19 protein-coding genes and 1 tRNA gene are annotated in these 19,409 nt (G+C 62.0%); 12 read left to right on the top strand and 8 right to left on the bottom strand.

Features of this window, described 5'->3' with window-relative positions; all coding sequences use genetic code 11:
* Positions 1–268 precede the first annotated feature (268 nt).
* From ASD31_RS20040 to pyrC, 5 genes are all read left to right on the top strand, one after another.
* Positions 269–1,294, top strand: a complete 1,026-nt coding sequence (locus tag ASD31_RS20040) for a sugar ABC transporter substrate-binding protein (protein ID WP_056338083.1) — start codon at positions 269–271, stop codon at positions 1,292–1,294.
* A 103-nt stretch (positions 1,295–1,397) separates the two neighbouring features.
* Positions 1,398–2,456, top strand: coding sequence for an ABC transporter permease (locus tag ASD31_RS20045; protein ID WP_056338087.1), 1,059 nt, complete (start codon positions 1,398–1,400; stop codon positions 2,454–2,456).
* Positions 2,456–3,235 carry an ATP-binding cassette domain-containing protein gene (locus tag ASD31_RS20050; RefSeq protein ID WP_056338090.1) on the top strand — a complete coding sequence of 260 codons (780 nt, stop codon included), beginning with the start codon at positions 2,456–2,458 and terminating at the stop codon, positions 3,233–3,235. Before ASD31_RS20045 ends, ASD31_RS20050 begins: the two co-directional genes overlap by 1 nt.
* Positions 3,232–3,867 (top strand): nucleoside triphosphate hydrolase, encoded by a 636-nt coding sequence (locus tag ASD31_RS20055; protein WP_056338093.1) that lies wholly within the window; start codon positions 3,232–3,234, stop codon positions 3,865–3,867. The genes ASD31_RS20050 and ASD31_RS20055 overlap by 4 nt, the downstream gene beginning before the upstream one ends.
* Before the next feature lie 123 nt (positions 3,868–3,990).
* Positions 3,991–5,028: a dihydroorotase gene (pyrC, locus tag ASD31_RS20060; RefSeq protein WP_156392740.1), complete on the top strand. Its 1,038-nt coding sequence runs from the start codon at positions 3,991–3,993 to the stop codon at positions 5,026–5,028.
* 48 nt (positions 5,029–5,076) lie between these two features.
* Here pyrC and ASD31_RS26080 read toward each other — a convergent pair whose 3' ends face one another.
* Complete coding sequence (locus ASD31_RS26080; RefSeq protein ID WP_156392736.1) at positions 5,077–5,520, bottom strand: hypothetical protein; 444 nt, start codon at positions 5,518–5,520, stop codon at positions 5,077–5,079.
* 313 nt (positions 5,521–5,833) lie between these two features.
* On the opposite strand from ASD31_RS26080, the gene ASD31_RS20065 reads away from it, so the two are divergent.
* The 3 genes from ASD31_RS20065 to ASD31_RS20075 all read left to right on the top strand — a co-directional run bounded on the left by ASD31_RS20065 (position 5,834) and on the right by ASD31_RS20075 (position 8,201).
* On the top strand, positions 5,834–6,400 hold the full coding sequence (locus ASD31_RS20065) for a glyoxalase superfamily protein (protein WP_056338098.1): 567 nt from the start codon (positions 5,834–5,836) through the stop codon (positions 6,398–6,400).
* Positions 6,401–6,505: 105 nt separating this feature from the next.
* The gene (locus ASD31_RS20070) at positions 6,506–7,204 is read left to right on the top strand and encodes an orotate phosphoribosyltransferase (protein WP_056338101.1); all 699 of its coding nucleotides are present in this window, start codon (positions 6,506–6,508) and stop codon (positions 7,202–7,204) included.
* A 70-nt stretch (positions 7,205–7,274) separates the two neighbouring features.
* Positions 7,275–8,201: a carbohydrate kinase family protein gene (locus ASD31_RS20075; RefSeq protein ID WP_056338104.1), complete on the top strand. Its 927-nt coding sequence runs from the start codon at positions 7,275–7,277 to the stop codon at positions 8,199–8,201.
* Positions 8,202–8,252: 51 nt separating this feature from the next.
* Here ASD31_RS20075 and pgi read toward each other — a convergent pair whose 3' ends face one another.
* Both pgi and ASD31_RS20085 read right to left on the bottom strand, forming a co-directional pair.
* Positions 8,253–9,893 (bottom strand): glucose-6-phosphate isomerase, encoded by a 1,641-nt coding sequence (pgi, locus tag ASD31_RS20080; RefSeq protein ID WP_056338107.1) that lies wholly within the window; start codon positions 9,891–9,893, stop codon positions 8,253–8,255.
* Between the two features lie 218 nt (positions 9,894–10,111).
* A complete protein-coding gene (locus ASD31_RS20085; protein WP_056338110.1) occupies positions 10,112–11,812 on the bottom strand; it encodes a long-chain fatty acid--CoA ligase in 1,701 nt (566 codons plus the stop codon).
* A 519-nt stretch (positions 11,813–12,331) separates the two neighbouring features.
* Between ASD31_RS20085 and ASD31_RS20090 the strand changes: the two genes are divergently transcribed.
* Complete coding sequence (locus tag ASD31_RS20090; RefSeq protein WP_056338114.1) at positions 12,332–13,483, top strand: AI-2E family transporter; 1,152 nt, start codon at positions 12,332–12,334, stop codon at positions 13,481–13,483.
* A gap of 150 nt (positions 13,484–13,633) precedes the next feature.
* On the top strand, positions 13,634–14,461 hold the full coding sequence (locus ASD31_RS20095; RefSeq protein ID WP_056338116.1) for a bifunctional allantoicase/(S)-ureidoglycine aminohydrolase: 828 nt from the start codon (positions 13,634–13,636) through the stop codon (positions 14,459–14,461).
* A 55-nt stretch (positions 14,462–14,516) separates the two neighbouring features.
* On the opposite strand, the gene ASD31_RS20100 is transcribed toward ASD31_RS20095, so the two are convergent.
* Both ASD31_RS20100 and ASD31_RS26380 read right to left on the bottom strand, forming a co-directional pair.
* The gene (locus tag ASD31_RS20100; protein WP_056338118.1) at positions 14,517–14,705 is read right to left on the bottom strand and encodes a hypothetical protein; all 189 of its coding nucleotides are present in this window, start codon (positions 14,703–14,705) and stop codon (positions 14,517–14,519) included.
* A gap of 123 nt (positions 14,706–14,828) precedes the next feature.
* Entirely contained in the window at positions 14,829–14,990 is a 162-nt protein-coding gene (locus tag ASD31_RS26380; RefSeq protein ID WP_200952226.1) for a hypothetical protein, read from the bottom strand.
* A gap of 371 nt (positions 14,991–15,361) precedes the next feature.
* Here ASD31_RS26380 and ASD31_RS20105 point away from each other — a divergent pair, with 371 nt between their 5' ends.
* Positions 15,362–15,886: a DUF992 domain-containing protein gene (locus ASD31_RS20105; protein WP_056338292.1), complete on the top strand. Its 525-nt coding sequence runs from the start codon at positions 15,362–15,364 to the stop codon at positions 15,884–15,886.
* Positions 15,887–15,914: 28 nt separating this feature from the next.
* Here ASD31_RS20105 and ASD31_RS20110 read toward each other — a convergent pair.
* Positions 15,915–15,990 (bottom strand) — tRNA-Thr (locus ASD31_RS20110).
* 119 nt (positions 15,991–16,109) lie between these two features.
* Positions 16,110–17,069 (bottom strand): NAD(P)H-dependent flavin oxidoreductase, encoded by a 960-nt coding sequence (locus tag ASD31_RS20115; RefSeq protein WP_056338119.1) that lies wholly within the window; start codon positions 17,067–17,069, stop codon positions 16,110–16,112.
* A gap of 288 nt (positions 17,070–17,357) precedes the next feature.
* On the opposite strand from ASD31_RS20115, the gene ASD31_RS20125 reads away from it, so the two are divergent.
* Positions 17,358–18,506, top strand: a complete 1,149-nt coding sequence (locus ASD31_RS20125; protein ID WP_056338121.1) for a hypothetical protein — start codon at positions 17,358–17,360, stop codon at positions 18,504–18,506.
* A gap of 19 nt (positions 18,507–18,525) precedes the next feature.
* On the opposite strand, the gene ppk2 is transcribed toward ASD31_RS20125, so the two are convergent.
* Positions 18,526–19,407: a polyphosphate kinase 2 gene (gene ppk2, locus ASD31_RS20130; RefSeq protein ID WP_056338123.1), complete on the bottom strand. Its 882-nt coding sequence runs from the start codon at positions 19,405–19,407 to the stop codon at positions 18,526–18,528.
* Positions 19,408–19,409: the final 2 nt, after the last annotated feature.

Here is a 19,409-nt window from a genome sequence, read left to right on the forward strand (position 1 = left end):
TCAATGCCACTGCTTTCCGGTGCGTCCCTGATCAGGCCTTATCGTATTCATGGTCGTCGGCGCATCGTCCATTGCGCTCGATACACATTTATCGCGCTGGAGAATGCCACAGAATTTAAATAATTCAATTTGATTTATTTATTGACAGGCCCCTGGTTTGATGTTTGGTTTGAGCCCGGAAGCGCCCGTCCGACCGAGGAGAATGTCGTGGCGGGCGAGGCCTGACGGACCGGCTTTGCCGGAACCTATTCATCCTTGGGAGGATTCTATGAAGAAGACTATCGTTTCCGCCGCTCTCGGCGCGCTGGCGCTCGGCGTCGCATTTTCAAGCCCGATCAAGGCCGCCGATGTCTCGGCCTGCCTGATCACCAAGACCGATACCAATCCCTTCTTCGTCAAGATGAAGGAAGGCGCTGAAGCCAAGGCAAAGGAACTCGGCGTCACGCTGAAATCCTATGCGGGCAAGGTCGATGGCGACCACGACAGCCAGGTCGCCGCCGTCGAATCCTGCATCGCCGATGGCGCCAAGGGCATCCTGATCGCCGCCTCCGATACCAAGGCGATCGTCGATCAGGTCAAGAAGGCGCAGGACGCCGGCCTTCTGGTCATCGCGCTCGACACGCCGCTCGATCCGGCAACGGCTGCGGACGCAACCTTCGCCACCGACAATCTGCTCGCCGGCAAGCTGATCGGCCAGTGGGCCGCCGCCACGCTCGGGGACAAGGCCAAGGACGCCAAGGTCGGCTTCCTCGACCTGACGCCGTCGCAGCCCACCGTCGACGTCCTGCGCGACCAGGGTTTCATGATCGGCTTCGGCATCGACCCGAAGGACCCCAACAAGATCGGCGACGAGGATGATCCGCGCATCGTTGGCCATGACGTGACCAATGGCAACGAGGAAGGCGGCCGCACGGCCATGGAAAACCTTCTCCAGAAGGATCCGGACATCAACGTCATCCACACGATCAACGAGCCCGCCGCTGTCGGCGCCTATCAGGCGCTGAAGGCCGTCGGCAAGGAAAAGGACGTGCTGATCGTCTCCGTCGATGGCGGTTGCCCAGGCGTCAAATCGGTTGCGGAAGGCGTGATCGGTGCTACCTCGCAGCAATATCCGCTGCTGATGGCTTCGCTCGGCATCGAGGCGATTGCCCAATACGCCAAGGACGGCACCAAGCCGAAGCCGACCGAAGGCAAGGATTTCTTCGACACCGGCGTGGCGCTCGTCACCGACAAGCCGGCGGAAGGCGTTGAATCGATCGACGTCAAGACCGGCACGGAAAAGTGCTGGGGTTGATGCCCTGATATTTTAGGAACAGTATCATTAGGAAGGGCGGTTCAGGCCGCCCTTTTCAATAACCGGCGCGATAAGCCGGGCTTTTTGGGAGGGAAGCACACTCATGGCTGGCATCCAGGAATTCGAACAAAGCCTCGATCAGAGCGACAAGGCGGTCGCTTCCTTCGAGGATCGCTCGCCTCTCCGGCGCATCCAGCATTTTCTGCATTCGACGCCGGCAGCGGTCCCCGCGATCGTGCTGGTCGTGTCGATCATCGTGTTCGGCGTCCTGAAGGGAGAGAGGTTCTTTTCGGCGGGTACGCTGACACTCATTCTCCAGCAGATCGCCGTCGTCGGTATTCTCGGCGCCGCCCAGACCCTCGTTGTGCTCACCGCCGGCATCGATCTGTCGATCGGCGTGATCATGGTGCTTTCGGCCGTCGTCATGGGCAATTGCGCCGTGGCCTATGGCATGCCGGCGCCGCTTGCCATTTTCGCCGGCTTCGTCTGCGGCACGGTCTGCGGCATGCTCAACGGCTTCCTCGTCGCCCGCATGAAACTGCCGCCCTTCATCGTGACGCTCGGCACCTGGAACATCATCGCGGCGGTTAACTATATCTATTCGGCCAACGAGACGATCAGGCGCGCCGACATCGAAACGACGGCGCCGCTACTCGGTATTTTCGCCACCAGCCTCAAGCTGGGCTCCGCCGTCTTCACGCTGGGCGTGATCATGATGGTGGTGACCGTCGTCGTGCTCTGGTACGCGCTCAACCACACCGCCTGGGGGCGCCATGTCTATGCCGTCGGCGACGATCCGGAAGCGGCGGAATTGTCGGGTATCCGGGTGAAGGGCGTGCTGCTTGGCGTTTATGGCCTCGCCGGCGCCATCGCGGCGCTCGCCGCCTGGGTCTCGATCGGCCGCAATGGCTCGATCTCGCCCTCCTGGGCCGTCACCGACTATAATCTCCAGGCCATCACGGCGGCGGTTATCGGCGGCATCTCGCTGTTCGGCGGCCGCGGCTCCATCCTCGGCACGCTGTTCGGTGCCCTGATCGTCGGCGTCGTGTCCATGGGGTTGAACATGCTGGGCGCCGATCCGCAATGGAAGGTGCTCCTGACCGGCGTCCTCATCATTTCGGCCGTCGGCATCGACCAGTGGATCAGAAAGGTAGCAGGCTGATGCAAAGAGACCCCATCCTGACCGCTCGCGGCATCGTCAAGCGTTATGGCCGCGTCACCGCCCTCGACCAGTCCGATTTCGATCTCTACCCCGGCGAAATCCTCGCCGTCATCGGCGACAACGGTGCCGGGAAATCATCGCTGATCAAGGCGATTTCCGGCGCCGTCCATCCCGACGAGGGCGAGATCCGGCTCGATGGCCAGGTGGTCAATTTCCGCTCTCCGCTGGAGGCGCGCGAAGCCGGTATAGAAACCGTCTACCAGAACCTCGCTTTGTCGCCGGCGCTCTCGATTGCCGACAACATGTTCCTGGGACGTGAAATCCGCAAGAGCGGGCCGATGGGCTCCATCTTCCGGATGCTCGACCGGCCGAAGATGGAAAAGCTTGCCCGCGAAAAGCTGTCGGAACTCGGCCTGATGACCATCCAGAACATCAACCAGGCGGTGGAAACCCTGTCCGGCGGGCAACGCCAGGGCGTTGCCGTCGCGCGCGCTGCCGCCTTCGGCTCCAAGGTGATCATTCTCGACGAGCCGACGGCCGCACTCGGTGTCAAGGAAAGCCGCAAGGTGCTGGAACTGATTCTCGACGTGCGCTCGCGCGGCCTGCCGATCGTGCTCATCTCGCACAATATGCCGCATGTCTTCGAGGTTGCCGACCGCATCCACATCCATCGGCTGGGCAAGCGCCTCTGCGTCATCGATCCCAAGGACTATACGATGTCGGATGCCGTCGCCTTCATGACCGGCGCAAAGCTGCCACCGGAAGCCGTCGCCGCATGAACCTGTCGCTTGCCGCCATTGCGGATCGTCTCATCGAGAAGGCGGGCGGCTTTCAGCGCTTCCTCGTCGCCATCGCCGGGCCCCCGGGCGCCGGCAAATCGACGCTTGCCGATGCGCTGCAAGCGGAACTGACCCGCCGGGGCGAGACCTCGGCGGTCTTGCCGATGGACGGTTTTCACATGGACAACGGCATTCTGGAAGAGCGCGGACTGCTGAAACGCAAGGGCGCGCCGGAAACATTCGATGTCCGGACCTTCATCGATATTGTTTCGGCGGTGCGCCGTGCGGATGAGGAGGTGCTGGTGCCGGTCTTCGACCGCGCCCGGGAAATCGCCATCGCCTCCGCAAGGGCGATCACGCCCGATACGCGCTTCATTCTTGCGGAAGGCAACTACCTGCTGCTCGACGAGGCGCCATGGTCACGGCTCGCCGGATTGTTCGATCTCACCATTTTCGTCGGCCCGCCCTACGCGGTGCTTGAGGAGCGGTTGCGGCAGCGCTGGGTGCATTACGGGCTGGATGTGGCCGGTATCGAATGGAAGCTTTACGGCAATGATCTGCCGAACGGAAAGCGGATTCTCGACAATTCACGGCCCGCCGACATCGCCATCGAGATTTTCGAAACGGCCTGACCGAGCCGATCCTCCATTGTTTCCAGGGCTGGAATGATGCTATCGGAACCTCCGGTCAGCGCATGCTCCGAGCCTATGCGCAAAAAGATTGCGTCTGGAGATATCCGCATGAGCCCACAGTCGATCACCGAACTGACGATCCGCCGCCCCGACGACTGGCATCTGCATCTGCGCGATGGAGAGATGCTGAAGGGCGTTATCGGCGATAGCAGCCGCCACTTCGCCCGCGCCATCATCATGCCCAATCTCGTGCCGCCCGTCGTGACGACAGCCGATGCCACTGCCTATCGCGAGCGCATCATGGCCGCGCTGCCGAAAGGCGACCGCTTCGAACCGCTGATGACGCTATACCTCACTGAAGGGACCAATCCGGACGATGTCGAGGCGGGGCACGAGAGCGGCCTGATCACGGCGGTCAAACTCTATCCGGCGGGCGCCACGACCAATTCGCATGGCGGCGTGCGCAATATCGACAAGGCCATGCCGGTGCTGGAACGCATGGCAAGGATCGGCTTGCCGCTCTGCGTGCACGGCGAGGTGACGACGCCGGAGGTGGATATCTTCGACCGCGAGGCGGTGTTCATCGAAACCGTGCTCGATCCCTTGCGGACCCGGTTGCCGGAGCTGAAGGTGACGATGGAGCACGTCACGACCAAGGACGGCATCGATTATATCAAGGCATCGAAGGGCAATCTCGCCGGCTCGATCACCACCCATCACCTGATCATCAACCGCAATGCCCTGCTCGTCGGCGGCATCCGCCCGCATTATTACTGCCTGCCGGTCGCCAAGCGCGAGGTCCATCGCCTTGCCTTGCGTGCCGCCGCCACCTCCGGCGACGCCCGCTTCTTCCTCGGCACCGACAGCGCCCCGCATGTGGACCCGATGAAGGAATGCGCCTGCGGCTGCGCCGGCATCTATACCTCGATCAACACGATGAACTGCCTTGCCCATGTGTTCGAGCAGGAGGATGCGCTGGACAGGCTGGAGGCCTTTGCCTCGCTCAACGGACCGGCCTGGTACGGCCTGCCGGTCAACGAGGAAACGATCACGCTGTGCAAGCAGGCGGAAGCTGTGACGTTCCCGGGAAAGATCGAGACGGAGGCGGGAACGGTCACCGTCTTCGATCCGATGTTTCCGCTGCACTGGAATGTTGTCTGAGGCCAAGGGTTTTGGCCTCGCGGCAATCACTTGATCAAGCTGCGAAATTCAAAGCACGGTGTTTGCGACAAACGAAAAGAAGTCTTCAGCCTCCGTTTCAAATGTCGGGCCACCCATATCGAGACAAAAAACTTTCTCTCCCAGAGAGGGGCAAAGGCAATATCGCCAAGCAAAGCCACTGTCGGCAATCATAACGGCGTCGGCTGGAATAGGATGGCATTGGCTCTTGCCCGAAAGTGTGCGGTAGGAGGCGGACTGGTAAAGCTGAAACGATGAATGCTGTTCAACATGTGATGCGGGCTCAGGCTCATAAATATAGAAATCTCGTCTGGTTGAGCCCACCCCGACTATATGAATGAAATCAAGATATTGCTTGGAAATACCGGCGTGACGCTCGGCAATGCCCATGGCGACGCCATCTGGCACGGCTTTCAGCAAAGACAGCTGGTTTTCTCTATCGAGTTCCAATAGATGCGCAATGTCTCTGATCACTGGGATTCCAACGTAATTTTTCGCTTGATCTTGACTATCTTTGCATGTTTGGCATCGGCAATCACCACTAAGATCGACTATCCGCGAAAATCCGGCCGCCGTATGTTTTAACAGTTCCAGTCTTGTCTTGAACACCCTGGAAACTTCGCCTAACACTGCCGTTGGCCGGATGCGGCCAGCCGTCCCGCAGTGCCTCGGCACGATGGTGAATGCATCCCTGGACAACCTTTCTCATCCTGCCTTTGGCGTGATGGCGAACGGTCAGCAGAGCGGGCACTGATCATCCTGTTCGCCGTGACAAGGAGGATGAAACATGCGCGACTTTCGCGATGCGAAACTGATGGCCAAGGTCCTGAGACAGGCCTTCGCCGATCGGGATATGACCCTTTCCCACAGCGAGGCCCTGGAAATCGTCGCCAGGCAGTTCGGCTATGATCAATGGAATATCCTGTCGGCTCGGATCGAGGCGGCAGGCAAGGTTCCGGAGAAGAATGCCGGCCCTGTCGGTATCCAGCCGCCGATCCCGATCTTCCGCATCTTCGATGTCGACAAGGCGATGGAATTCTATTGCGGCTTTCTCGGCTTCAGGCTCGATTGGGAACATCGTTTCGGCGATAATTTTCCGCTCTATTGCCAGGTCACACGAGAAGATATGATCCTGCATCTGAGCGAGCATGCCGGTGATGCCAGCCCCGGTGCCCGCGCCTTCGTGCGTGTCGAAAATGCCGCTGCCCTGCAAGCGGAACTGGCGGCCAGGAATTATCGCTACATGAAGCCAGGCCTGACAAAGGCGCCCTGGGGTCTGGAGGTGGAGGTGACAGATCCCTTCAACAACCGTATCACCTTCTGCCAGCAGCAGGGCGAGAACCAGAAGGACTGAATTCGGCGTCGCGGCAGGCTTTACCCCGCCTTCCGCCTCTGGCATTGCGCGGCAAGGCCTGCTATGCGGCGGAGTATAAAATCCCCGGGCAGCAGGAGACCGCAGATGATCCAGACATCCTTTCCGGACAAGGCCGTCATGGCCGAATTGGTTGCCAGGATGCTCTGGGAAATCAAGGCGGTGCATTTTCGCGCCGATGAGCCCTACAAGCTGGCCTCCGGCATGGCGAGCCCGGTCTATATCGATTGCCGCAAGCTGATCTCCTATCCGCGCATCCGCTCGACGGTGATGGATTTCGCCGCCGCCACCGTGCTGCGCGACGCCGGCTTCGAACAGTTCGACGTGATCGCCGGCGGCGAGACGGCTGGCATCCCCTTCGCGGCAATGCTCGCCGAACGGCTGGCGTTGCCGATGATCTATGTCCGCAAGGCGCCGAAGGGCCATGGCCGCAACGCCCAGATCGAGGGTCATATGGCAGACGGCGCGCGGGTGCTGGTGATCGAGGACCTGACGACGGCCGGCGGCTCGATGTTCAAGTTCATCGACGCGATCCGCGCCGCAGGCGGCGTGGTCGAGCACGGTATCGCGCTGTTCTACTATGATATTTTCCCTCAGGCGCGCGGCGAGATGAAGGACAAGGGCGTCACCCTGCACAATATCGCCACCTGGCGCGATGTGCTGGCGGTGGCGAAGGCTGAGAAGCTGTTCGACGAGAAGACCCTTTTCGAGGTCGAATCCTTCCTCAACGGGCCGCTCGACTGGTCCGGCCGCAATGGCGGCGTCAGCGCCCTGGCGACGGCCTGAAGACGGTGCTGGAATTCTCCACTGGAATAGTTTAATCGATTGAAATTCGGTTTTATGGGAGGTTGTAGCCATGATCATCTGTTGCGGCGAAGCGCTGATCGACATGCTGCCGCGCCAGACGGCGGCGGGTGAAACGGCGTTTGCGCCCCATTCCGGCGGGGCCATTTTCAACACGGCGATAGCGCTGGGGCGCCTCGGCATCGAAGCCGGTTTCTTCACCGGTCTTTCCGACGACATGTTCGGCGATATGCTGCGCGAGACGCTGGCATCCAGCAATGTCGATTTCAGCCCCTGCGCAACCCTTCCGCTGCACACCACCCTTGCCTTCGTCAAGTTGGTCAACGGCTCGGCAACCTATGCCTTCTTCGACGAGAACACCGCAGGCCGGATGATCGGCCTGGAAGACCTGCCCTTGCTCGACCAGACCTGCGAAGCGCTGCATTTCGGTGCCATCAGCCTGATCTCGGAACCCTGCGGCTCCACCTATGAGGGGCTGATGACGCGGGAATATGAAAAGCGGGTGATCTCCTTCGATCCGAATATCCGCCCCGGCTTCATCAAGGATGCGGAGGCCCACAAGGCCCGCATGATGCGCATGGCGGCACTTTCGGACATCATCAAGTTTTCCGACGAAGACCTCGACTGGTTCGGCGAGGAGGGCGGTCATGAGGAACTGGCAGCCAGATGGCTTGAGCGTGGCCCGAAGCTCGTCGTCATCACCAAGGGCGCCGATGGCGCCGATGGCTATACGGCGCGCGGCAAGGTCTCGGTTCCCGGTGAAAAGGTCACGGTCGTCGATACGGTCGGCGCCGGCGACACGTTCGATGCCGGCATCCTGGCATCGCTGAAGAGGAACGGCCTGCTGACCAAGGCTGGCGTTGCGAGCCTGAGCGATAGTGCTGTGCGGGATGCCCTTGCCCTTGGCGCCAGGGTCGCCGCCGTCACCGTCTCCCGGGCCGGCGCCAACCCGCCCTGGAGCCACGAGATCGGGCTGTAGAAGGTCTACGGGGAGGGCGGCCTGCCGAGGCAGGCGCGCCTGCCGAAATCCCTATTCCGCCGCCTTCAAGAGCGCCGCTACCAGTCCGGCGGTCGAGGAATCATGCCCCTCGGCGCTTTCCTTGCCTTCCACAACCGGCAGAAGCCCAGTCGCCAGTTCCTTGCCGAGCTCGACGCCCCACTGGTCGAAGGAATTGATGTTAAACAGGGCGCCCTCGACGAAGACGCGATGCTCATAGAGCGCGATCAGGCGACCGAGCGTGAACGGCGTCATCCTGTCATAGACGAGCGTCGAAGACGGGCGATTGCCGGTAAAGACGCGGTGCGGCGCGATCTTCTCGATGAAAGCCGCGTCCTGGCCCTTGGCGGCCATCTGCGCCTTGGCCTCATCGAGGCTGCGGCCCTTCATCAGTGCTTCCGACTGCGCCAGGCAATTGGCGATCAGCAACTGGTGCTGGTGGCGTAGTTCCGGCTCGTGGCCATTGGCGGCGATCATGAATTCGGCCGGGATGACGCTCGTTCCCTGATGGATCAGCTGGTAGAAGGCGTGCTGGCCATTGGTGCCGGGCTCGCCCCAGACGACGGGGCCGGAATTGCCCTCGACCGGCTCGCCGTCCAGCGTCACGCCCTTGCCGTTCGATTCCATGTCGAGCTGCTGCAGATAGGCCGGAAAACGCGAAAGGCGCTGATCATAGGGAAGGATGGCGCGGGTTGCATAGCCCAGCACGTTGCGATGGTAGTAGCCGATCAGCCCGAGCAGCATCGGAATATTTTCGCGCACTGGAGCGGTGCGGAAATGCGTGTCGATCGCATGGGCACCGGCGAGGAATTCGCCGAATTTTTCCCTGCCGATGGCAATCATCAGCGGCAGGCCGATGGCCGACCAGATCGAATAGCGTCCGCCGACCCAATCCCAGAAGCCGAAAATCCGGTCGCTGCCGATGCCGAAGGCCGCGACCTTGTCGAGTGCGGTGGAGACGGCGCAGAAATGATGGCCGACGGCCTTTTCGCCAAGCTTTTCGGCGATGAAGGCGCGTGCGGTGGCGGCATTGGTCATGGTCTCGATGGTGGTGAAGGTCTTCGAGGCGATGATGAACAGCGTCGTTTCGGCATCGACAAGCTTCAGCGTGTCGGCGATATGGGCGCCGTCGATATTGGAAACGAAATGCAGGCGCGGGCCGTCATGATCCGGCGCCAGCGCCAGCGTCGCCATGACCGGGCCGAGATCGGAGCCGCCGATGCCGATATTGACCACATCGGTGATAGCCTTGCCGGTCGCGCCCTTGAGCGCGCCCGAGCGGATGCCATCGGAGAAGGCGCCCATGGCCTCAAGCACTGCGTTGACATCAGGCATCACGTCCTTGCCATCGACGAGGACCGGCGTATTGGCGCGGTTGCGCAGCGCCGTGTGCAGCACGGCCCGGCCTTCAGTGATGTTGATGATCTCGCCGGCAAACATCGCGTCGCGCTTCTGCGACACCTTGGCTGCAGCGGCGATCGCTTCCAGTCCATCGAGGATTCTGTCGTTGACGGCGCATTTCGAATAATCGAACAGCATGTCGTCGAGCGTCACGCTATATTTCGAGAAACGCTTGGGATCGGCGGCAAAGGCCGCCCGGATATCGGTCGCCTTGGTATCGGCAACGGTGGCTTTCAGCTGGTCGACGAGACTGGTCGTTGCGGGCGCGCTCATGGCAGGTTCCTTGCGTCGCGGAAGGGTTGCGATAGCTAGTCGCTTTGACCCCCGCAAATCAAGCCTGTCCCGATACGAAAAACCCGCACGAGCTGGTCAATCGCCGTGCGGGTGAACTTCTTAAGCTAAGAAAACGGTGGCTGGAGTTCGCGCTCCGGTCACCACTCCGCCAATATAGACGCTCCATCCGGTTCGGACAAGAATGGCCTCGCCGTTCCCTATCCGCGCAAGTCCTTGCGCAGGATCTTGCCGACATTGGATTTCGGCAGGTCGGTGCGGAATTCCACGAATTTCGGCCGCTTGTAATTGGTGAGGTTGGCGGCGCAATGCGCCTTCACGGCGGCTTCGGTCAGGTCCGGGTCCTTCTTGACGACGAAGAGCTTGACTGCCTCGCCCGAGCGCTCGTCAGGAACGCCGATGGCGGCACATTCGAGAATGCCGGCATGGCTCATGGCCACTTCCTCGATCTCGTTGGGGAAGACGTTGAAGCCGGAGACCAGGATCATGTCCTTCTTTCGATCAACGATCTTGGTCAGTCCTTGCGGGTTCATGAACCCGATATCGCCGGTGCGGAAGAAGCCGTCGGCGGAAATGGCCTTTTCCGTTTCCTCCGGGCGCTGCCAGTAGCCGGCCATGACCTGCGGTCCGCGGATGCAGATTTCGCCGATCTCGCCGAGCGGCAACGTCTTGCCGTCCTCGTCCCTGATTTCTACGTCGGTCGAAGGCAGGGGCAGGCCGATCGTGCCGGTGAATTCGGGTTCATCCAGCCGGTTTGCGGTGGCGACCGGCGATGTTTCCGAAAGCCCGTAGCCTTCCTTGATCGAGGCGCCGGTGAGCTTTTCCCAGCGTTCCGCCACCGGGCGCTGAACAGCCATGCCGCCGCCGAAGGTCAGCGCCAGGCCGGAAAGATCGAGCTTCTGGAAGTCGGCATTGTTCATCAGCGCGTTGAACAGCGTATTCAGGCCCGGGAATATGTTGATCCGGTATTTGGCGATTTCCTTGACGAAGGCCGGAATGTCGCGAGGATTGGGGATGAGGATATTCTCGCCGCCGGTGCTCAGCGCCATCAGTGCGTTCACCGTCAGGGCGAAGATATGATAGAGCGGCAGCGCGCAGAGGAAGACCAGCCGATCCGGCCGGGCCCGGTGGATGAAGGCCGCATCGAGCCAGAGCCCCATCTGCGCCATGTTCGACAGAAGATTGGAGTGGGTTAGCGTCGCGCCCTTGGAGACGCCGGTGGTGCCGCCGGTATATTGCAGGAAGGCGATGTCGCCGGGCGCCACGTCGACCGGCCTGAGCGTGGCCCGATGGCCTTTCGACAGCACGGATTTGAAGGAGAGATGGCCGGGCAGGGACCAGGCGGGAACCAGTTTCTTGACCTTGCGCACGACGATATTGACGACCAGCCCCTTGAGGCCCAGGAGATCGCCCATCGTTGCGACGACGATATGCTTGAGTTCGGTCCTGGTCGCTACCTGCTCGACCGTATGGGCGAAATTCTCGAGCACGAAGATGGCTTTCGCGCCGGAATCCTTCAACTGATGCTCGAGTTCACGCGGGGTATAGAGCGGGTTGACGTTCACGACCACATAGCCGGCGCGCAGGATGCCGAAGACAATCACTGGATTCTGCAGGATATTGGGCATCATCACGGCGACGCGGTCGCCCTTGGCAAGCCCCGTCGATTGCAGGAAGGCGCCGATCTTGCGGCTCTCTGCTTCGAGGTCGCCGAAGGTCAGCGTCTTGCCCATGCAGGTATAGGCGGCGCGTGCCGCATAGGTCTTGCAGGACTGCTCGAAGAGTTCGCCGATCGAGCGATAGGGAAGGGGAGAGATCTCGGCCGGCATTCCCGGCGGATAGGATTGCAGCCAGGGTCTGGCCGTGTCGGGGGCGGGCGTCTGTGTCTGGGTGTCCGGCATGTCTCTCACTCCCTCATGCTGCCTCTGCGGGCCAGCGGACCGGCCCGGATGATATCGACCGCCCGGGAGCCTGGAGCGCCGGGCGAGCACGGCGCCAAGCCATCCCTCCAGATGTCCCCGCCGCCTCAAGATGCGGCTTTTGTTCTGCCCCATCAAGTCTATTCGCGATTATATTACATTGACGTAAACGTCAATGTAAGCCGTGGCGCGCGCCTGTGAATATCCCGGCTTCGTGCGCCGGAAAGCGAGCCGTCCGGCCTGGCGCTTCACCTATCACCGGCGTCCGGGCTTTTCCGGCTGTCCCCATAAAGGCAAGGACAGTATTTCGAGGGAAGTGCGGCATCCCTTGCGCCTTTTGCCGGACAAGCGGCGCTAGGCCCCGCGCGGCTGTCATCGGCTTGTGTTGACCATGCGGCCATACTTGACTATGGCGCAAGCTTCATCGTGATGGCGGTGTGCCGGAACAGGCTGGCCCATGCCGGCTTTTGCTGTCATCTTGAGGAAAATGGAGGATGCTTCTTGCCAGTGAGCAATCGTGAACGGGGCGAGCCGTCGGAGCCGCGACTTTTCGGCCGTCCGGCCTATGAACGCTCGGCGCTGGTCGGGCCGATTTCGGCGGCGCGCTGGCTCCTGGTCTTCGTCCTTCTGGCCGGCGTCTATTTCTTTCACGGTTTCCTGGTGCCGGTGCTGGCGGCGCTCGTCATCGGCTTCGCCACCTGGCCGATCTATCGACGGCTTCTCCTCGCCATCGGCGGCAGCCGGACGCTCGGGGCGACAATCGCCATTATCGCGGTGATCTCCTTCATCGTCGCGCCGATATCCCTTGCGGCGGTCTATGCCATCGACGAGGTCCATAGCTGGGTGGCCTGGACGGTCGAGACCAACAGGGCGGGCGCGCCTGTGCCGATGTGGCTGACCCAGATCCCCGGCTTCGGTGCCTGGCTGGCCCAGCAATGGGCGAAATATGTCGGCCATCCCGGTGCGCTCGGCGAACTCGTCCAGCTCGTCAGCGGTTCCAATATCGGCAATATCTATCGCGGCGTGCTGGTCATCGGCGCCTCGGCCTTCCGGGCCTTGCTGACGCTCCTGTTCATGCTGATCACGCTGTTCTTCGTCTATCGAGACGGCGAGAAACTGGTGGCCCAGCTCGACCGGCTGGGCGAGCGCATCCTGCCCATGCGCTGGGAGCGGGTGTCGCGCATCGTGCCTTTGACCATCAGCTCGACGGTAACCGGAATGGGCGTCATCGCCATCGGCGAAGGTATTGTCCTTGGTGTGGCCTACTGGCTGGCCGGCGTCCCGTCGCCGGTTACGCTCGGCATCATCACCGGCGTCATGGCGCTCATTCCGGGCGGCGCGCCGCTCTGCTTCACGCTCGTCTCGGTCTATCTCTTTGCCAGCGGCGCCCCGTTCGCGGCTCTTGCCCTGTTTGCCTGGGGAACGATCGAGCTGTTCATCGTCGACAAGACCCTACGGCCGCGGCTTGTCGGCGGGCCGATCAAGCTCCCCTTCCTGCCGACATTCTTCGGGCTCGTCGGCGGCGTCAAGACCATGGGCTTCCTCGGTCTCTTCGTCGGTCCGGTGCTGATGGCGCTCCTGGTTGCGATCTGGCGGGAATGGCTGCGGGAGGTCAACACGCAGCCTCCGGCATCAGGGACCATCATTACGTAGGGCCTGCCGTTTCCTCTTGCCCACGCGAAACTGTACCATGGAAATACCGGGGAATCCCTGCGTGATCTGCGCGACGCCTTGCGCTAAGCTTTGACGTCCGCCCGGCGATCGCTGCCGTGGCGGCCGGCTATTTCAAGTTCAGGAAAGCAGATGAACCGTACCTATTACGCCCCGACCGGCGGCACTCCGGCGCAAACCCAGCTCTTGACGGACAGGGCCGTCTTCACCGAAGCCTATGCCGTCATTCCCAAAGGCGTGATGATGGACATCGTCACCAGCTATCTGCCCTTCTGGGAAGAGACCCGGCTCTGGGTGTTGTCGCGGCCCCTTTCGGGTTTCGCCGAGACCTTTTCGCAATATATCATGGAAGTGGCGCCAGGTGGCGGCAGCGACCGGCCGGAACTCGATGACGGCGCCGAAGGCGTTCTGTTCATCGTCGAGGGAGAGCTTGCCGTCACGCTGAATGGCGCGGACCACCGGATGGTACCGGGCGGCTATGCCTTCATCCCGCCGGCCAGCAAATGGTCGGTGCGCAACCGGACCGACCGGCCGGTGCGCTTCCACTGGATACGAAAGGCCTATGAGGCTGTCGCGGGGCTCGATGTGCCGCCGGCGCTGTTTCTCAACGAAGCCGATATTGTTCCGTCACCCATGGCGGGGACCGAAGGAAAATGGGCAACGACCCGTTTCGTCGATCCCACTGATCTACGCCATGACATGCATGTGACCATCGTCACCTTCGAGCCCGGCGCGGTCATTCCCTTTGCCGAAACCCATGTCATGGAGCACGGGCTCTATGTGCTGGAAGGCAAGGCCGTCTACAGGCTCAACAAGGATTGGGTCGAGGTCGAGGCCGGCGATTATATGTGGCTGCGCGCCTTTTGCCCGCAAGCCTGCTATGCCGGAGGGCCGGGCAGGTTCCGCTACCTGCTCTACAAGGATGTCAATCGCCACATGAAACTGAAGCCGCGCGCCTGATGGCCTTGCGGCGAGCCGGAGGTTTGGCGCCGGATCGTGCCGCCTCCGGTTTTTCTCAGCAGAACCGTGCCGGAAGCGGGGCGACAGTCCGGTCGCTGCCGTAGTCGCGTTGATGCGCGAGATGCCCGCCGATGCGGCGCGGCGCCAACGTCATGGCGGCGGCCGGTGCGTCGAAAGCGCCATCGGCATAGGTGCCCGTGTCGCTCGTCTCGTCGCACTTTGTTTTCAAAAGATTGAAGATCATCGAAAGCCTCCCGGTGTCCCATCAACGGCCGATCCATCGACGGCGTTCCACACCTACCCGAAAAAGTGTTAAAAAATTAACCATGTTTCGACGGGCGCTGATCGTCGGGCGGGAGGCCGGTCGTCAGTTGAGTTGCGGGGAGCGCAGTTCTTCGCTGAGGATCCGGAAAGCCTCGTCCAGGGCATCGACCAGAATGTCGGTCAGCTTGTCGCCGTCGCCATCCTGCAGGAACAGGGCGATCATGGCATCCTGGGAATTGGCGGCATAGTCGGTCATTTGCGACATCTCATTGTCCTTCGCTGCTGGGCGTCATGCCCATGATGGGGACAGGCTAGGGCGCGTCGCTTGCGCCTGGCTTGAGGCCTTGGCCCTTCCCTGGCCCTTGCCGCTTCGGTCCGCAAGCCTATCTAGGCGGAATGGGCCGGGTTTCCAGTCATGCCTTGATAGGCTTGCCGGAGAGCGGCCGCCAAGGCCCGTCGCCCGGTGCCTTCGAAATGTCCCAATGGCGGGCAAACTGGGAATTCGGCCGTCGGCCGCTGCCTCTGGCGGCAGCTACGGTCGCCCATAAGACCGGCCCTGCACGAACCGCGAGTATCCTCCCCACCGGCTCGACGGTCAGGCAAGGGCTGAGAATCATGAAGATAGGGAAAGACATGATGAACAGAATTCTTGCGATGGTCCTCGCCACAGCTCCGCTTGCCATCGGCGGTGCGAACGCCGCTGATCTCGCCAACGAAGCGCCGGCTCCCACCTATGAGGAAGCGGATGTCCGAAATGGCGTCAAGATCGGCTATCTCGAATGCGATATCGGCGGTGGCGTCGGCTATGTGCTGGGATCGGCCAAGGAGGTCGATTGCGCCTTCCGTTCGGCAATGGGCAGGGAAGCTTCGGATCATTATACCGGCGCCATCCGCAAGATGGGCGTCGATCTCGGCTTCACCACCCGCAGCCGCCTTGTCTGGGCGGTGTTTGCACCCACGGCCGGCTATCATCGGGGTTCGCTGAGCGGTCTCTATCAGGGTGCCAGTGCCGAAGCAACGGTCGGGGCCGGTGTCGGCGCCAATATTCTTGTCGGCGGCACGTCGGGTTCGATCCACCTCCAGACGGTCAGCGTCACCGGCCAGCTCGGCCTCAACGTTGCCGCCGGCGGCGCGTCGATAACGCTCACCGCGGTGAACTGAAAAACAGGAGCATGTTGGAAATCAGAAATGGTGCCGCTTGCAGGACTCGAACCTGCGACCCCATCATTACGAATGATGTGCTCTACCACCTGAGCTAAAGCGGCCCATGCGTTTCGCAGTGCTGCGGAACGATGTGTGAGGGGCTGATACCTGCAAACCGATGGGATTTCAAGCCATCAGTTTTGCGAAGAAGAAAAAAGGCGAGGACGGATCAGGAGGCGCGTCACAGGCTCAGCTTGCGGCGCGCCTCCTGGTATTCTCCGGCAAGCCGATCGACGAGGTCGGCAACCGGCGCGACCTGGGTCACGGCGCCGATGCCCTGGCCGCAGCCCCAGATATCCTTCCAGGCCTTGGCGCCGGTCGTGGCCGTCTCGAAATCCATCTTCGAGGGATCGGCCTGCGGCAGGTGATCGGGATCCATGCCTGCCGCCGCGATCGAGGCCTTCAGGTAATTGCCGTGGATGCCGGTGAAATAATTGGAATAGACGATGTCGGCAGCACTGCTGTCGACGATCATCTGCTTGTAGGCGTCGCTGGCGCGCGCCTCGCTGGTGGCGATGAAGGGCGAGCCGATATAGGCCATGTCGGCGCCCATGGCCTGCGCCGCCAGCACCGCTCCGCCGGTGGAAATCGCGCCGGAGAGCAGCAAAGGCCCGTCGAACCAACTGCGGATCTCCTGGATGAGCGCAAAGGGCGACAGCGTGCCCGCATGGCCGCCAGCACCGGCGGCAACGGCGATCAGGCCGTCGGCGCCCTTGCGGATGGCGGAATTGGCATGGCGGTTGTTGATCACGTCGTGCAGCACGATGCCGCCATAGGAATGGATCGCCGCATTGACCTCCGGCACTGCACCGAGCGAGGAAATGACGATCGGCACCTTGTATTTGACGCAGGCCATCAGGTCGTGTTCGAGCCGCCGATTGGACTTGTGGACGATCTGGTTGACCGCAAAGGGCGCCGCCGGCCGTTCGGGATTGGCGGCATTATAGGCCGCCAGATCTTCGGTGACCTCGGCAAGCCATTCGTCCAATTGCGCCTCCGGCCGGGCGTTCAGCGCCGGAAAGGAGCCGATGACGCCGGCCTTGCACTGGGCCAGGGTCAGGGCCGGATGGGAGATGATGAAAAGCGGCGCTGCGACCACGGGTATGCGCGTGGTGCCGTTGAGGGGGGCTGGCAATGTCAAGTTTCGCTCCGGGTCCCGATATTTGACGTGTTCGTAAACGTAAGAATGTGTAGCAGCGCCTTGGCCTTTTGCAAAGGCATGTCGGTGATCTTGGCGGCCGCAAGCTCAAACCCCGGGATTTCTCCCCTGCCAGCCGGCTCTTTGCCCCGCAAGGCTTGCGGATCGGCGCGCCAACCGTTACCCAATCGTTAATATATCCAGATGCGCGCCGGATTTTATCAACGAGGCGTCGCGACGGGACGGCCTGAAACGCCGAGTGCCGGGGCCGCGCACCAAGAAGGACGAACAGTGAGCGGACTGGAAACTGCGATCAGACACGCGCTGGAGCGCTCCGAACGGGAAAATTCCGAAACGCGCGCGCGCATCTATCAATCGGCCCGAAATGCCCTGGAAGCCGGCCTGAAAAAACAGGATGTCCACGATCCGGATGTGGTCGCCCAGCAGCGCCACCGGCTGGAGGCGATCATCCGCGCGATCGAGATTGAGGAACGGGCGGCCCTGAAAGCCGCCGCCGCCGTCGCACCGCCGCAAGCCTCTCGGCAGGAGCCGGTGGATGCTTCGCCGTCTGTAGAGCTCGACGATGGCCTGCATGAGCGGGCCGACCGAAACATGCCGGTCGATGGCCCGGTTTCCGAAGAAAGGCTTGATGGCGGACTTGACGGAGGGCTGGACGGCCTGCGCGCCGAGCGGCGCACGGCCGCCGCCGAGACGCCCGCTCCGGCACCTGCTGCCGGCCGGCGTGGCCGCAATGCCAGGAAGGCGGACCCCAAGCCGCGCCGCAGGCGCAGCAGCTTCCTGTCCTTCGTGATGGTCGTGACCGTTCTGGTGGCGGCCGTCGGAACGGCGGCCTGGTGGGTGCAGACCAGCGGCCTGTTGAAATCGCCCGCCGAGCGTGACACCAGCGTCGCCAATCCGCCGGCAACCGTGCGGTCGGAAGATTTTGACGGCGGCGCGGGCTTGAAGACGCTTGGCAGCCGTTCGGGCTTTTCCGGCGACTGGATCGATGTCTTCACGCCAGGCGAGGCGGACAAGGTGAAGGCCGGCAGCCAGGCCGCGGCCGATCCCGTCAGCGACGAAGGCGGCCGGCGTCTTCGCATCACCTCGGCAAGCGCCGGGAGCGACGGCAATGTTCTGGTGGAAATCCCGGCCTCGGTGCTCGAGCAGATTTCCGGCAAGACATCGACGCTTGCGCTCAGCGTCCGGGCGGATGAAGGCAAGCCGACGCAGTTTTCCGTCGAATGCGATTTCTCGACGCTCGGCGATTGCGGCCGCCACCGGTTCACCGCCCATGACGAAAAGAACGACATGCTGTTCAAGGTGACGTTCGACCGCAGCCTCGCGCCGAATGCGCCCGGTCATATTCTGGTCAACAGCGATGTGACCGGCGCCGGCAACAGTCTCAGCCTCTATGCCATCCGGGTTCTTCCGGGCCAGTGATGTTTGCGATGGAACCGGGCTATTTGACGAAGCCCGGCCCGAAGCCAAGGATCTTGCCGTCGATCTTGCCGATCGCCTTCTTGTCCTTGCCGTCATAGTCGAGCGACGACAGGATGTGACGGATGATGTTGAGGCGGGCGCGGCGCTTGTCATTGGCGCGCACCACCGTCCATGGCGCGTGGTCCGTATGGGTGGCCTTCAGCATTTCATCGCGCACCTTGGAATAGTCGTCCCATTTCGTCAGGGCGGCGATATCCATCGGCGAGAGCTTCCAGATTTTCAGCGGATCATGCCGTCGGTCGTGGAAGCGTTTCAGCTGCATTTCGCGGCCGATCTCCAGGTAGAATTTGAAGAAGGCGATGCCGTCGCCGGTGACCAGCTTTTCGAGCCGTGGGGTCTGTTCGAGAAACTGCCGGTGTTCCTGGGGCGTGCAGAAGCCCATGACCGGCTCCACCCCGGCGCGGTTGTACCAGGAACGGTCGAACATCACGAATTCGCCGGCCGTCGGAAAATGGGTGATATAGCGCTGGTAATACCACTGCCCCTTTTCCGTTTCCGTCGGCTTGGTGAGTGCCACGACGCGCGCCGCGCGCGGGTTCATGGAGGCTCGGGTGGCAAGGATCGCGCCGCCTTTTCCGGCGGCATCGCGGCCCTCGAACAGAGCCATGACGCGTTTCCCCGTCGCCTGCATCCAGAACTGCACCTTGACGAGTTCGACTTGCAGCTTTTCTAGCGTGTCGTCATATTCGTCGCGGTCGAGCTTCTTGTCATAGGGATAATCCCCGGAACTGAGCGTTTCCTTGTCGATCCAGCCTGGCAGGTCGGGTTCGTCGACGTCGAAAATCCGCTGCTTTCCTCCGATCGACAGTTCGACCGATTGGCTCTCTTCAAGTCCTGCCATGG

Origin of the sequence: Rhizobium sp. Root482 (assembly GCF_001426565.1) — a bacterium.
In the GTDB taxonomy this organism is placed as follows: Bacteria; Pseudomonadota; Alphaproteobacteria; order Rhizobiales; family Rhizobiaceae; genus Pararhizobium.

What these genes read in the sequence shown, in the direction of transcription:
- ASD31_RS20105 (WP_056338292.1), top strand. Translation starts at nt 15,362, where the DNA reads ATGAACAGAATTCTTGCGATGGTCCTCGCCACAGCTCCGCTTGCCATC.
- ppk2 (WP_056338123.1), bottom strand. Translation starts at nt 19,407, where the DNA reads ATGGCAGGACTTGAAGAGAGCCAATCGGTCGAACTGTCGATCGGAGGA.
- ASD31_RS20055 (WP_056338093.1), top strand. Translation starts at nt 3,232, where the DNA reads ATGAACCTGTCGCTTGCCGCCATTGCGGATCGTCTCATCGAGAAGGCG.
- ASD31_RS20100 (WP_056338118.1), bottom strand. Translation starts at nt 14,705, where the DNA reads ATGATCTTCAATCTTTTGAAAACAAAGTGCGACGAGACGAGCGACACG.
- pgi (WP_056338107.1), bottom strand. Translation starts at nt 9,893, where the DNA reads ATGAGCGCGCCCGCAACGACCAGTCTCGTCGACCAGCTGAAAGCCACC.
- ASD31_RS20065 (WP_056338098.1), top strand. Translation starts at nt 5,834, where the DNA reads ATGCGCGACTTTCGCGATGCGAAACTGATGGCCAAGGTCCTGAGACAG.
- ASD31_RS20050 (WP_056338090.1), top strand. Translation starts at nt 2,456, where the DNA reads ATGCAAAGAGACCCCATCCTGACCGCTCGCGGCATCGTCAAGCGTTAT.
- ASD31_RS20075 (WP_056338104.1), top strand. Translation starts at nt 7,275, where the DNA reads ATGATCATCTGTTGCGGCGAAGCGCTGATCGACATGCTGCCGCGCCAG.
- ASD31_RS26380 (WP_200952226.1), bottom strand. Translation starts at nt 14,990, where the DNA reads ATGTCGCAAATGACCGACTATGCCGCCAATTCCCAGGATGCCATGATC.
- ASD31_RS20085 (WP_056338110.1), bottom strand. Translation starts at nt 11,812, where the DNA reads ATGCCGGACACCCAGACACAGACGCCCGCCCCCGACACGGCCAGACCC.
- ASD31_RS20040 (WP_056338083.1), top strand. Translation starts at nt 269, where the DNA reads ATGAAGAAGACTATCGTTTCCGCCGCTCTCGGCGCGCTGGCGCTCGGC.
- ASD31_RS20070 (WP_056338101.1), top strand. Translation starts at nt 6,506, where the DNA reads ATGATCCAGACATCCTTTCCGGACAAGGCCGTCATGGCCGAATTGGTT.
- ASD31_RS20095 (WP_056338116.1), top strand. Translation starts at nt 13,634, where the DNA reads ATGAACCGTACCTATTACGCCCCGACCGGCGGCACTCCGGCGCAAACC.
- ASD31_RS20045 (WP_056338087.1), top strand. Translation starts at nt 1,398, where the DNA reads ATGGCTGGCATCCAGGAATTCGAACAAAGCCTCGATCAGAGCGACAAG.